The sequence below is a fragment of the Burkholderia crassaminum genome, from assembly GCF_964265005.1.
Taxonomy (GTDB): domain Bacteria; phylum Pseudomonadota; class Gammaproteobacteria; order Burkholderiales; family Burkholderiaceae; genus Burkholderia.
The window spans coordinates 3,016,448-3,029,153 of the sequence record NZ_OZ183800.1; the positions used below are offsets into that span (position 1 = coordinate 3,016,448).

General features: G+C 66.3%; 11 protein-coding genes. 6 read left to right on the forward strand and 5 right to left on the reverse strand.

Annotated elements, in window-relative coordinates:
• Positions 1 to 100 precede the first annotated feature (100 nt).
• Positions 101 to 1,048: a LysR family transcriptional regulator gene (locus ACPTTF_RS30585; protein WP_423369436.1), complete on the forward strand. Its 948-nt coding sequence runs from the start codon at positions 101 to 103 to the stop codon at positions 1,046 to 1,048.
• A gap of 19 nt (positions 1,049 to 1,067) precedes the next feature.
• On the opposite strand, the gene ACPTTF_RS30590 is transcribed toward ACPTTF_RS30585, so the two are convergent.
• Positions 1,068 to 1,532: a hypothetical protein gene (locus ACPTTF_RS30590; RefSeq protein ID WP_423369437.1), complete on the reverse strand. Its 465-nt coding sequence runs from the start codon at positions 1,530 to 1,532 to the stop codon at positions 1,068 to 1,070.
• 105 nt (positions 1,533 to 1,637) lie between these two features.
• Positions 1,638 to 3,767 (reverse strand): TonB-dependent receptor, encoded by a 2,130-nt coding sequence (locus ACPTTF_RS30595; protein WP_423369438.1) that lies wholly within the window; start codon positions 3,765 to 3,767, stop codon positions 1,638 to 1,640.
• Positions 3,768 to 4,708: 941 nt separating this feature from the next.
• Here ACPTTF_RS30595 and ACPTTF_RS30600 point away from each other — a divergent pair.
• Complete coding sequence (locus ACPTTF_RS30600) at positions 4,709 to 6,337, forward strand: NADP-dependent glyceraldehyde-3-phosphate dehydrogenase (protein WP_166954992.1); 1,629 nt, start codon at positions 4,709 to 4,711, stop codon at positions 6,335 to 6,337.
• A gap of 63 nt (positions 6,338 to 6,400) precedes the next feature.
• Here ACPTTF_RS30600 and ACPTTF_RS30605 read toward each other — a convergent pair whose 3' ends face one another.
• Both ACPTTF_RS30605 and ACPTTF_RS30610 read right to left on the reverse strand, forming a co-directional pair.
• Positions 6,401 to 7,567 carry a M24 family metallopeptidase gene (locus ACPTTF_RS30605; protein WP_423369439.1) on the reverse strand — a complete coding sequence of 389 codons (1,167 nt, stop codon included), beginning with the start codon at positions 7,565 to 7,567 and terminating at the stop codon, positions 6,401 to 6,403.
• A gap of 128 nt (positions 7,568 to 7,695) precedes the next feature.
• Complete coding sequence (locus ACPTTF_RS30610; RefSeq protein WP_423369440.1) at positions 7,696 to 9,024, reverse strand: MFS transporter; 1,329 nt, start codon at positions 9,022 to 9,024, stop codon at positions 7,696 to 7,698.
• Between the two features lie 267 nt (positions 9,025 to 9,291).
• On the opposite strand from ACPTTF_RS30610, the gene ACPTTF_RS30615 reads away from it, so the two are divergent.
• Positions 9,292 to 10,260 (forward strand): LysR family transcriptional regulator, encoded by a 969-nt coding sequence (locus tag ACPTTF_RS30615; protein ID WP_423369441.1) that lies wholly within the window; start codon positions 9,292 to 9,294, stop codon positions 10,258 to 10,260.
• Between the two features lie 18 nt (positions 10,261 to 10,278).
• On the opposite strand, the gene ACPTTF_RS30620 is transcribed toward ACPTTF_RS30615, so the two are convergent.
• Entirely contained in the window at positions 10,279 to 10,911 is a 633-nt protein-coding gene (locus tag ACPTTF_RS30620; RefSeq protein WP_166954996.1) for a LysE family translocator, read from the reverse strand.
• 593 nt (positions 10,912 to 11,504) lie between these two features.
• Here ACPTTF_RS30620 and ACPTTF_RS30625 point away from each other — a divergent pair.
• The 3 genes from ACPTTF_RS30625 (at position 11,505) to ACPTTF_RS30635 (ending at position 12,692) form a co-directional block, all read left to right on the forward strand.
• A complete protein-coding gene (locus ACPTTF_RS30625; protein WP_021162626.1) occupies positions 11,505 to 11,828 on the forward strand; it encodes a hypothetical protein in 324 nt (107 codons plus the stop codon).
• 88 nt (positions 11,829 to 11,916) lie between these two features.
• A complete protein-coding gene (locus tag ACPTTF_RS30630) occupies positions 11,917 to 12,150 on the forward strand; it encodes a hypothetical protein (protein WP_208101891.1) in 234 nt (77 codons plus the stop codon).
• Positions 12,147 to 12,692, forward strand: a complete 546-nt coding sequence (locus tag ACPTTF_RS30635) for a hypothetical protein (protein ID WP_423369442.1) — start codon at positions 12,147 to 12,149, stop codon at positions 12,690 to 12,692. Before ACPTTF_RS30630 ends, ACPTTF_RS30635 begins: the two co-directional genes overlap by 4 nt.
• Positions 12,693 to 12,706 lie beyond the last annotated feature (14 nt).

The window sequence follows — 12,706 nt, forward strand, 5'->3', positions numbered from 1 at the left end:
TTAAATTGATATGTGATGAGTTTTTGGAATTATCAGCCGTTCCTCGCCCGCCTTCCGCCCCCGCGCGGCGCGGCCCTGTTCGTCAGACGAATCGAGCATCATGCGTAAATTCAAGATCCCCAACATGGGCGCGCTCGTGGCCTTCGAAGCCGCCGCACGCCACGAGAGCTTCACGCACGCGGCCAAGGAGCTGTTCCTGACCGAAAGCGCGGTATCGCGGCAGATCGCGACGCTGGAAGCCAGCCTCGGCGTGCGGCTGTTCGCCCGCGTGAAGCAGCGCGTCGTGCTGACGCGCGCCGGCAAGCTGTACGGCACGCAGGTGCGGCGTGCGCTGGAAACGCTCGACCGCGACACGCTGTCGATCATCGCGCACGGCAGCGGCGGCGGTTACCTGGAGCTCGCGGTGCTGCCGACCTTCGCGTCGCACTGGCTGATCCCGCGCATCAAGAGCTTCTACGACCGCACGCCCGACGTGCGCGTGAACATGGGCAGCCGCACCGACCTGTTCTCGTTCGAGGACACGCACTTCGAGGCCGCGATCCACTACGGCAAGCCGACCTGGCCGGGTACGTCGTCCGACTACCTGTTCGGCGAGGAAGTCGTGCCGATCTGCTCGCCCGCGCTGCTCGACGGGCCCGTCGAGCGCGTCGAGGATCTGCTCGCGTATCCGCTGCTGCACTCGACGACGCGCCCCGGCGCGTGGGCGCAGTGGTTCGAGACGCACGGCGTCGAGGACATCCGCACGATGCAGGGCGTGCGCTACGAGCTGCACACGATGCTGATCAGCGCGGCCGCGGCCGGGCTCGGCATCGCGCTCGTGCCGAAATTCTTCGTCGAGGAACAGTTGCAGCAGCTTGGCCTGGTGGTGCCGTGCGACGCGGCGACGGTCGGCGATTCCGCGTACTACCTCGTGTATCCAACGGAGTTCAGCCACAGCAAGCCGCTGGAGCTGTTTCGCGGCTGGCTGCTCGAACAGGCGAGCGCGTATGCGGCGCCGGGGTGCGCGGAGGAGGATGCCGATCTGGAGGACGACGAGGACGTCGAGTAACGGTGCGATCGCGCCCGCGTCATGGCGCGGTGGCCTCGCATGCGTGCGGCGCCGGCGGAGCGGCCGTCACCACCTTCACCAGCCGCGCGCGGTCGGGCGTTTCCAGCCCCGGGCACACGGTATCCAGGTCGCGGATCACGACCGTTGCACGCCCGTCGAACCGGCACACGCCGTCGGGCTGCGCGACGGGGAGCCGCAGCCCGCGCAGCGCATCGCGCTGGTTCGTGAAGGCGATCACGCCCGCGCGTTGCGAGCGGTCGGGCAAGCGCCGCGCCGATGCGTCATCCGCTTCGAACCACACGTCCGAGCCGATCGATTCGTCGCCGTAGTCGAGCGCATACCGGCCCGACAGCGTGATCGACCGGCCGACATGCACCGAATGGCATGCCGGTTCGGCGTCAGGCGGGATCGGCTGCGCGCATGCCGCGACCGCGCCACAAGCCAGCCACACCACGGCGCACAGCACGCAAACGCGGCCGGTCACGCGCGACACTTCAATCGATTGGCGGATCATGGGCAATGAGGTGCGGGCCATCGTGACGATGACCCGCATTGTCGCGCAACGCACGCGTGACGCGCGTGACTCGCGTTACATGTGCCACTTCACCGTGGCGGTGAGCGTGCGCGGGTCGCCGGGCATGTTGTACAGGTCCGCATTGCCGTGGGCGGCGATGAAGTAGCGGCGATCGAACAGGTTGTCGAGCGTGAGCGTCACGTCGACCTTCTTGCTGCGATAGCCGGCGCCCAGGTTGAACACGGTGAACGACGGCAGCGTGACGAGATCGCTAGCCGACGCATAACGCGCCGACTGGAACTGCATGCCCGCCGCCGCATAGAAGCCGTACGGCAGCTCGCGCTTGAGCCACAGGTTCGCGCTGTGGCGCGGCATCAGCCCGGGCGTGTTGCTCGATACCGCGACGCCGGCTGCCGTCGATTGCGCCGAGCCGTCGACCGTCCCGTTCAGGTACGCGTAGCCCGCATACAGCGACCACTTCGGCGCGATCTCGCCGGTGAAGCCCAGCTCCATCCCGTGCACGTGCTGCGTGCCGATCGGCAGCGCATAACCGGGATTCGCCGGATCGCCGATCTGCTGGTTGGTCTGGCGCATGTCGAACAGCGCGACGCTGGCCGTCGCCTTGCCGCCGAGGTCGAAGCGCGAGCCGACTTCATACGCGGTAGTCTTCTGCGGTGCGAGCGCGGCACCGTTCGAGAACGCGCCGGCACTGATCAGCGTATCGGCGAGCGGCGAGAACGACTGGCTGAACGACCCGTACAGCGTCAGCCAGTCGAGCGGTTCGTAGATCAGCCCGACGCGCGGGCTCCACGCGTGATCGGTACGGTCGAGGTTGACGTTCGACGACGTGTAGTCGTGGCGGATCTGGTTCAGGTAGTCGAAGCGCAGCCCCGCGAGCACCTTCCAGTGCTCGGTCAGCGAGATCAGGTCCTGCGCGTAGACGCCCGCGAGCCCGACGACGGTCGATGCGTTCGTCTTCGCCCGCGCGCCGGTCGGCACGCCGGGCAGGACCACCGCCTGCGGATTGAAGAGATCGTAGGTCGCGACCTTCGACACGCTGTAGATCGTGTCGAACTTCTGCTGCTGCGACAGCTCGAGGCCATACAACAGCTCGTGGCGCATGCCGAACAGCGAGGTCTTCTGCGTGAGTTCGAACAGGCCGTCGATGCCGTGGTCGGTGCGCTGGCGCGTCGACTGGTCGAGCGTCACGACCGGGTGCGCGGCGGTCTTGATCGGCTCGTACGTCACGTAGTTCTTGCGTTCGAGCGAGAAGTCGTACGCGCGGATCGCGCCATGGAACGACAGCGAATCGTTGAAGCGGTGATCGAGCGACACCGTTGCGCTCTTCGCGGAGATGTCGTTGTACGAGCTGTTCGCCGCGTCGGCCGAGCCGTAATACGTGTTGATCGGCACGTCGACCGGCCGGCCGAGATACGCGGGCAGCCCCTGGTCGGACGTGCGGCGGTCGTGCAGGTAGTCGAACTCGACGTTCAGCACGGTGTCGCGGTCGAGCTTGAACTGCGCGGACGGCGCGATCGCCTGACGGTTGAGCTGGAACTGGTCGCGGAAACTGTTCGAGTTCTCGGCCGCGCCGGTGACGCGAAAGCGCGCCGCGTCGTTCGCGTTCCAGCCGAGGTCGAATTCGCCGCGCCGCTCGCCGCGCGTGCCGAGCGTCACGCCCACGTCGCGCACCGGGTTCGCTTCCGGCCGCTTCAACACGCGATTCACGATGCCGCCCGCCGAGCCGCGCCCGTACAGCACGGCCGCCGGCCCCTTCAGCACTTCGACGCGATCGACGTTCGACAGGTCGCGATAGTAGAGCGCATCGTCGCGAATGCCGTCGACGTATTGGTCCGTGATGCTGTTGAAGCCGCGGATCGTGATCTGGTCGCGCTGGCCGTCGCCGACCGAAAAGCCGACGCCCGGCACGTTGCGCAGCGCATCCTGCATCGACGTCGCGTTCTGGTCCTCGATCACGGCGTGCGGAACGACGTTCACAGTCTGCGGCACGTCCATCAGCGACATGTCGGTCTTGGTCGCCGCGCGCGAATGGCCGCCGTCGTACGACGCATGCTCGGCAGCCGCATTGACGGAGATCGCGGGCAGGGTCGCCGCGGCGTCACTCGCCTGCGCGAAGGAGGTGCGTGCGCCGGCCAGCGACGTGGCGATCAGAAGCGCATGGCAGGCGCTCGTGTTGAGTTTCATCGTGAACGTAGAGGCTGAAGGAAAAACGGCGAACGGAAACGCATCCGGCCCACGCGCGCATCACGCGGCGAATCGACCGACGAAGCCTTTCCGTGAAGAAAATGGCGCGCGGGGGATCTCCCCGTCGCCTCTGCCGGCCGACGAACAGCCGGCGCGGGTGGCTGCCGGCCGGCAGGACCGGCACGAAACACGCCGTGACGTTCCGTCACGGCGTGTAACGGAGCGAAATATTAAACGAGAATGATTCGTATTTTTAGTTAATTTTTAACGTGTCGCCTGCCCGCAACGTGCCTATGCACGGCACTCTGCATTCCTGACGAATGCCTTTCTGTTTTGCGCTTTGACGAGGCTTATGCGTAATTAAAACGAAAGAATTTCATCAGCCACATCAGGCGATGCAGGGCCAGGCTCGAGGCGGGATTCAAGGCAGGATTCGGGATACGACGACGAAGAGACTGGAAAGGATCACGAAGCATCCGTCGAAGCAGGCGGGACGCATGTGAAGTCCGGTGCGCGCCGGACCGGGCAACCCCGACCCGGCGCTCCGGGCAGCCGACCTCGCATCGGCAGTGCGGCGGACCTTCTTCTGTTCTTCACTACGTATGCTCTCAGGTTCACTTCATTTTTTTCTTCACCGCGCCGGGCCATTATCCGCGCATTCCGGCCGCGGGGAAACGTTTGCGAGCGCTCTTGGCGTGTTATACCAAGCATTCGGCAACATTCTTTCTGAATACTTACGATGCATGCGACACGGTTCGGCAAATCTTGCATTCGCGCCGGCGTTCCTTTTTAATGGAACTGGTTCCAATCGTTGATTCGGCCAGGTTCGCGCGTGACGCTTCGTCGTCCGCGCGTCATCATGCCGATTCAGGATCGAGGATCACCCAGCTCAGGATTCGCATCGCCCGTCCTTCCCGGACACCCCGTCAAACGAGACCGTCATGCCCGATTCCGCCTCCCTGCAGCAGCTGTTTCCCGCCTTTCAGGACATCCCCGCCGAGTACCGGCTGGCTTCGCCGATCCACCAGCGCGTGTCGCTCGTCGACGGCGAATTGCGTCCGTGGGACGGCACGACCAAGACCGTGCTGTCGCCCGTGTGCGTGCGGCAGGCCAACGGCAGCGTCGAGCAGGTCGAGATCGGCAGCTACCCGGTGATGGGCGAAACGGAAAGCGACGCGGCGCTCGACGCCGCGGTGCGCGCATACGATGCCGGCCGCGGCGAGTGGCCGACGATGAAGGTCGAGCAGCGCATCGCGTGCATGCAGGACTTCATCAAGCGGATGGTCGCGCAGCGTGAACTCGTCGTGAACCTGATCATGTGGGAGATCGGCAAGAGCCTCGCCGATTCGCAGAAGGAATTCGACCGTACCGTCACGTACATGACGCAGACGATCGACGCGCTGAAGGAGCTCGACAACGCGAACTCGCGCTTCGTGATCGCGGAAGGCACGATCGGCCAGATCCGCCGCACGCCGCTCGGCGTCGTGCTGTGCATGGGCCCGTACAACTATCCGCTGAACGAGACTTTCGCGACGCTGATCCCCGCACTGCTGATGGGCAACACCGTGGTGTTCAAGCCGCCGCAATACGGCACGCTGCTGTTCGAGCCGCTGCTCGAAGCGTTCCGCGACGCGTTCCCGAAGGGCGTGATCAACACGATCTACGCGCCGGGCGCGGTGGTCGTGCCGCACATGCTCGCGTCGGGCAAGATCAACGTGCTCGCGCTGATCGGGTCGAGCAAGGTGGCCGATCACCTGAAGAAGCAGCACCCGAAGTCGCACCGGCTGCGCGCGATCCTCGGCCTCGACGCGAAGAACGCGGCGATCGTGCTGCCCGACGCCGATCTCGACCTCACCGTGAAGGAGTGCCTGCTCGGCGCGCTGTCGTTCAACGGCCAGCGCTGCACCGCGCTGAAGATGCTGCTCGTGCACCGCTCGATCGTCGACGAATTCCTGAAGCGCTTCACCGCCGCGCTCGAACAGTTGAAGATCGGCATGCCGTGGGAGAAGGGTGTCAGCATCACGCCGCTGCCCGGCATGCATCGCACGGCTTACATGACGGACGCGATCGACGACGCGAAGGCCAGGGGCGCACAGGTCGTCAACCATTCCGGCGGCGAGTTCAGCAAGACGCTGTTCTATCCGGCCGTCGTGTATCCGGTGTCGGAAGGGATGAAGCTGTACCGCGAGGAGCAGTTCGGGCCGATCATTCCGGTCGCGCCGTTCGACGACGTCGAGACCGCGCTCGACTACGTGACGACGTCGGATCACGGCCAGCAGGTCAGCATCTTCGGCTCCGATCCGGCGCAGATCGGCGCGCTCGTCGATCCGCTCGTGAACCAGGTGTGCCGCGTGAACATCAACTGCCAGTGCCAGCGCGGGCCGGACGTGTTCCCGTTCGCGGGCCGCAAGGATTCGGCGGAAGGCACGCTGTCGGTGAGCGACGCGCTGCGCGCGTTCTCGATCCGCTCGATGGTCGCGGCAAAGCAGACCGAAGGCAGCAAGCAGCTGCTCGATTCGATCGTGTCGGATCATTACTCGAAGTTCATCAATACGGGCTTCATTTTCTGAAGCGCCGGTCGGAACAAGCCGCTGCACACGCCCGTGCAGCGGCTTTTTTGCGCCTGCGCGCGACTACGCCCGAACCGGGAACGTCAACGCGTCGAGCGCCAGCGGCCCGCCGGTCAGCTGAACCGGGCCCTCGTCGCCGATCAGCACCGTATCGGAATGACGGAAGCCGCCGACGCCCTCGATATAGATGCCCGGCTCGATCGTCAGGCACATCCCCTTCTCGATCGGCCGGTCATCGCCTTCGGCAAAGAACGGCGCCTCGTGCGCGGTCACGCCCATCCCGTGCCCGGTCCGGTGCAGCAGCCGGTCGCCCATCCCCGCACGGCGGAAATAGTCGTTGACCTTGCGATCGACATCGCTCAGCAGCGCGCCGGGCATCGCCGCGTCGAACGCCAGCCGGCGCCCTTCCGACATCACGTCGAACGCGCGCCGCGCCGCATCGGGCACGTGGCCGATGAAGAAGGTCCGTTCGACTTCCGCGCCGTAGCCGTTCATCACCGCATTGACGATCGACACGTGCGGGCCGCCCTCCTCCATCCGCATGTCGATGTTGCTGAAGTTGTGCGGATCGTGCGACACGCTGCCCGGCTGGAACACCGCGACGATCCGCGTAGCCGACGGGTTCAGCGACGGATCGTCGGCCAGCAGCCGCTGCATGATGAAGCCGCGAATGCGCGACGACATTTCGGCCATCCCGAGGCCCGGGCGCGCTTCGCTCAGCAGCAGGTTGTGCGCGTCGGTGGCGATCCCGCACGCATACACGTGGCGGCCGATCTCGTATTCGGACTTGATCATCCGGACCTCGTCGACGATGTCGATGCACACGCGCTCGCCCGGCGTCTGAGCATAGACCTGCAACGGACACACCGACTCGACACCGACGCGCTCGCCCGGCCCGAACAGCGCCTTGAAACGGTCGCCCCATTCGCGTCCGGCCGGCGCCGGGAACTCGAAATACGGAATCAGCTCGAGTTCGCCGATCGCGCGCGACCGCACATGCGGCTGTTCGAGTTGCGGCACGACGAACTGCGGCGGGCCGCTGCGCGAAATGACCAGCACGAACGGCCGCTCGTGGACGATGTTCGCGAAGTTCGTCAGGTAGTAGATGTTGTCCGGCGAGAACGCCACGTAGCGATCGAGGCCGGCTTGCGCCATCCGCGCCCGTACGCGGTCGAGGCGCCCTTTGAGTTCCGCCTCGCCGGGCGGCGCGAAGGTAGGTTTGAACTTCATGCGTGACTTCTCCTGTTGAGGGTGATGGGGCGGCCGCACGGGCCGGTCATTACGACGTCGTCGTACCGGAAGACTTCATTCGGTCTCCTGCATTTTGATGACACATGCGTCGACCGAATCCGGTTCGCTCATTCGCGCGACAGGCGTCGGAATCCGAGCAGCGCGACCAGGCTCACGACCGACATCGCGACGATGTACAGCGCGGGCGACGCCTTGTTGTGCGTGGTCGCGATCAGCCACGTGACGATCAGCGGGGAAAAGCCGCCGAAGACCGTCGTCGGGATGTTGTACGACACCGCGAGCCCGGTGCTGCGCACCGCAGCCGGGAACGCGCGCGCGGACAGCGCAGGCACCAGCCCGACGAGCACGCCCATCGGCGCCGCGGCGGCAGCCTGCATGATGAGCAGGTTGCGAAGCGAAGGGCTGGCGATGACCCACGTATAGAGCGGCAGCGTGATCGCGCCCAGCACGACGATCGCGGCGGCAACCATCGCGACCGGCCGGCGCCAGACGTCGCCGAGCAGGCCCGCGAGCGGCGCGATCGCGACCATCACGATGCCGGCGACCGTCGTGCTCATGAACGGCGCGGACATCGGCAGCCCGAGCTGCTTCACCGCGAACGTCGGCATGTAGATCAGGTACATGTAGAACGCGGCCGTACTGACGATCGTCACGCCGATCGCCGCGAGGAACGACGCGAGGTGCTCGCCGAACAGACACTTGAGCACCTGCGCGACCGGCAGCGCTACGCCGTGCACGAACGCGTCGGTTTCCGACACGCTCCTGCGGATGTAGAAGCCGACCGGGCCGATCAGCAGCCCGACCACGAACGGCACGCGCCAACCCCAGCTTTCGAGCTGATGCGGGCTGAGCGACGTCGTCAGGATCGTGCCGATCGTGCCGCCCAGCACGATGGCCAGCATCGTGCTCGACATCTGCAGGCTCACGAAGAAATGGCGTCGATGCGGCGGCGCCTTTTCAGCGAGGAAGGCGACGGTGCTGCCGAATTCGCCCGATGCCGCGAAGCCCTGCACGAGCCGCGCCAGCACGAGGATCGTCGCGCCGAGCCAGCCGGCCTGCGCATACGGCGGCGCCACCGCGATCGCCGCCGTGCCGGCCATCATCAGCCAGATCGTGACGGACATCGCTGCCTTGCGGCCATACCGGTCGCCGTACAGCCCGAGCACGACACTGCCGAGCGGCCGCACGACGAAACCCACGCCGAAGGTGGCCGTCACGAGCAACAGCGACCCGACCGGCCCGGCCACCGGGAAAAACAGCTTTGCGATCACGCTGGCGAAATAGCCGTAGATCACGAAGTCGAACCATTCGAGCGCGTTGCCCGCGGCGGCGGCCGCGACGTCGCGCAGCGTGCCCGCTCGCGCGGACGGCAACGCCTGTGCCGAACGGCGATCGAGCGCCAGGGCGCCGGCCGGATTCACTGCATTCTCTTTCATCGTCTGTCTCCTCCACCTGCTGGCTGCAGTGGTTTCGCATTCATGTTCGATGCGTACCGTTACCGCGTCCAACGGATTTCCGGAATATGATCATCACCAACGTGAATAATGGTGCGACGCCGTGCGCGGCTTCGCCGTAGCGCCGGATCGGCTCCAAGGGCAAACGCGGCCTTGCCCGGGCGGCCCGTCGCCCGGACACTGGCGGCCACGCCGTTCCGGTTCCCGACACCACGCACGGGAGCCCGGCACCCGCAACGGAGATGTGCGATGAAGGATCTGTTCCGCCAGCTCGACCTCAACCTGCTGCGCGTGTTCGCGGCATTGATGGCCGAAGGCAACGTCACGCGCGCCGCCGAGCGGCTGGCGCTTTCACAGTCGGCGGTCAGCAATGCGCTGCGCAGGCTGCGCGAATCGCTCGACGACGTGCTGTTCGAGAAGACCGTTTCGGGTGTGCGCCCGACCGCGCGTGCGCGCGAGCTGTGGTCGGCGCTCCAGCCGCACTTCGATGCAATGAAGCAGGCGATCTCGCCTGACCAGTTCGACCCGCAGGAACATCGGGGCACCTTCACGATCGCGATGTCGGACTACACGGTCGAGCGCATCATGCCGCGCCTCGCGCAGTACATGGGCACGCATGCACCGGCGATGCGGATCGAGATCACGCAGTTCAGCGTCGCCGACCTGCCGGGCATGTTCGATCGCGGCGGCGTCGACCTCGCGATCGGCGGTTATCTGAACGACGCGAGCCCGAGCAGCGGCGTGCGCACGCACGAGATGTGGCCGATCCACTGGAGCTGCCTGATGCGCAAGGATCACCCGCTCGCAAAGGGGCCGCTCACGCTGAAGCGCTTTCTCGCGGCGCGGCATCTCGACGTCGGGTTTTCCGGCATGCGGGTGCCGGTGTACGACAGCCTGCTCGCCGCGCACGGCCTGCGGCGCAATCTCGTCCTCACGCTGAATGCGTACTCGCCCGCGCTTGCGATCATCCGGGAGTCGGACTTCATCGGCGTGCTGCCGACTACGCTGCTCGACCTGTCGATCCATGAAAAGGAACTGGTGTCGCGGCAACCGCCGGTACGCATGCCCGCGCGGCCCTACTGCGTGATCTGGCATCAGCGCTGGGACAGCCATCCCGCGCACCGCTGGCTCCGGCAGACGATCGTTTCGCTGTTCACGCGCCCGGCGGAGCAGCCGGGCGACGCCGCGCGCCCGGCCACGCGGCGTGCCACCCGCTAGACGCGCACGCGTGCCGCCTCAAACGTTCGACACCAGCAGCCGGATTCCCGCCACGCCGAACACGACGGCGAGACACGCTTCCATCGCGCGCCGGCCGCGCACGTACAGCCGGCGCGCGCCGTCCATCGAGAACACCAGCGCATAGCCGCCGAATACCAGGCACCCGATCACGAGGCAGCCCGGCACGACGGCGCCGTGCGACGCGCCCGCGCCATTCGACGACAGCGCGACGATCGACACCCACACGAGGATCGCTTTCGGGTTGGTCAGGTGCAGCATGGCGCCGCGTACGTAGAAGCGCGACAGTCGTTGTTCGCCCGCTGCGTTCAGCGACGCGGCCGCCTTGCCCGACCACGCCGTGCGCCCCGACTTGAACGCAAGCCACATCAGGTACAGCCCGCCGAAGATCTTGATCGCGACCAGCAGTTTCGACCACGCCAGCAGCGCGGCCGACACGCCGAGCGCCGCCACCGTCGCCCACACCATCGACCCTGAAATCACACCGAGCGCAAACGCGAGCGCCGCCTTGCGGCCCTGGTTCGCGGCGACCGACATGATCGCGAGATTGCTCGGGCCGGGGCTGGCCGTCCCGATGAAATAGGCCGTATAGGCCAGCAACAGGTTGGCCGAGAAGAAGGCGTGGACGCTCATGTCGAACCTCGCAGGGATGTTTCGGGCATTGTTGGCAAACGCGCGCCGTCTGCCCATGGACACTTGGCCGACAATTCGCTGGGCCAGTTGGGCGGTCGTGCAACTGGATCGCCGCGCGCAAATCCGTCTCGGTTTTGAAACACCTGTCACATTCGCCGCCGGTTTTCGCCGACGGTAGCGGCCATCCCGTATCGCCGCTTCCGGCGGCCGAACGCTTGGCAGGCGCAGGCGGCACGCACGCGCCGGCCCGTTTCGTCGGCCCGCCACGGAACGCGCCACGCAATTTATCCCCGCGTTACGTTACATCCGTGAAGCATTTCGCGTCGCCGGGCCGCCCCGCGTACCCGACATGCATCGCGCCGCGCCTGTAGATGGCCTCCTCGATCGCCTCCGCAATCCAGTACCGGCGGGACTCGCCGCCCCGCATCGCACCGTCGCTCAACATTGCTCAACAATCGTTTCGCTGCGCTGGTACGGAACCTGCATTCCGTTCGGGTGAGACAGCCGCGTCGATCACCGCGCGGACACAAATCCACCCTCGGGCGCCTCCACCGGATCCGCCCGAACGATCCGCGCAAGCAACGAGGCCCTTCATGGATGCGCTGCCCAATTCGTCCGATACGTCGTTCCAGCTCTTTCTCGCGAAACTGCTCGAACAGCCGTTGCCCGACTGGACCGAAAAACAGCAGATGGAACTCGAGATGGCGCGCTCGCTGTCCACCGAAATGGTCCACCTCGCCGAGGACATGCGCGGCCGCACGCCCGATCTCGCGCGCTGCCTCGTGCTGCTCCGCTACGCGAAGGTGCTCGACTTCATGCTGACGTCGCTCGCCGCGCACCGCGACATTCATCCGCAGACGCTGCGCACGCTGTTCCGCCTCGCGAACCTGAAAGTCGACGATGCGTATCCGGCCTGAGCCGGCACGACCCATCGGCTGCCGCGGGCGGCAAGCACGGCCACGGCGGCCATTCCCGATTCGCGCGCATGCCCGATAATCTCGCCGCATGAGCATCAGGAACCGGACATCCCGGCTGGCCGGCGCACTCGGCGTGTTCGTGAAGCGCTACGGGCGCAAGGCTCAAAAGCATCTCGACCCGAACGATCGCCGCTACGATCGCGACGTCGAGCGGGCGATGCGGCGCATGTCGCCTGCCGACCTGTCCGATATGCTCGCCGGCGATGACGACACCGCGATCGACACCCGGGCCGGTTTCGCCGAAGTGAGACGCACGCCGTGAACGCCGCCGACTTCGACCGGATCTGGCCGGCCATCTGCGAAACCCCTGCCTGGTCCGTGACGAAAGGCCAGGGCAGCTTTCTCACGTTCGAATTCGGGCAACCCGCGCTGCATGTCAGGGAGCCGCTCGCCGGCTCGCCCGGCCTGTCCGCGGCGGCTCGAGACAGGCTCGCGTCGCGGCACGTGACGGTCGCCGGCAACGGGCATCTGTGGATCTGCTACTGCCATTGGTCGATCGCACTCGACAGTCACGAGCTCGCGCACAGCGAATCCCGCTCCGGCGACATCGCGGCCGCCGCGCAACGTCTCGACGGACAGATCCTGCAATCGGTCACGCCGCGCGCCCAACCGGGTTCGTGGGCGTTCGACTTCGACCTCGGCGGCAAGCTGACGACCTGGCCGTACGGCGACGACCCGACCGACGAACAGTGGCATCTCTACGACCGGCGCTCGGGCAACGTGCTGACCGCCCGCGCGGACGGCACCTGGTCGTATGGCCCCGCGAACACACCGCCCGGCAGCGGATCGTCCGGTTCCGGATAGCCGCCACGGGCGCG

What these genes read in the sequence shown, in the direction of transcription:
- ACPTTF_RS30585 (WP_423369436.1), top strand. Translation starts at nt 101, where the DNA reads ATGCGTAAATTCAAGATCCCCAACATGGGCGCGCTCGTGGCCTTCGAA.
- ACPTTF_RS30595 (WP_423369438.1), bottom strand. Translation starts at nt 3,767, where the DNA reads ATGAAACTCAACACGAGCGCCTGCCATGCGCTTCTGATCGCCACGTCG.
- ACPTTF_RS30600 (WP_166954992.1), top strand. Translation starts at nt 4,709, where the DNA reads ATGCCCGATTCCGCCTCCCTGCAGCAGCTGTTTCCCGCCTTTCAGGAC.
- ACPTTF_RS30605 (WP_423369439.1), bottom strand. Translation starts at nt 7,567, where the DNA reads ATGAAGTTCAAACCTACCTTCGCGCCGCCCGGCGAGGCGGAACTCAAA.
- ACPTTF_RS30610 (WP_423369440.1), bottom strand. Translation starts at nt 9,024, where the DNA reads ATGAAAGAGAATGCAGTGAATCCGGCCGGCGCCCTGGCGCTCGATCGC.
- ACPTTF_RS30615 (WP_423369441.1), top strand. Translation starts at nt 9,292, where the DNA reads ATGAAGGATCTGTTCCGCCAGCTCGACCTCAACCTGCTGCGCGTGTTC.
- ACPTTF_RS30620 (WP_166954996.1), bottom strand. Translation starts at nt 10,911, where the DNA reads ATGAGCGTCCACGCCTTCTTCTCGGCCAACCTGTTGCTGGCCTATACG.
- ACPTTF_RS30625 (WP_021162626.1), top strand. Translation starts at nt 11,505, where the DNA reads ATGGATGCGCTGCCCAATTCGTCCGATACGTCGTTCCAGCTCTTTCTC.
- ACPTTF_RS30630 (WP_208101891.1), top strand. Translation starts at nt 11,917, where the DNA reads ATGAGCATCAGGAACCGGACATCCCGGCTGGCCGGCGCACTCGGCGTG.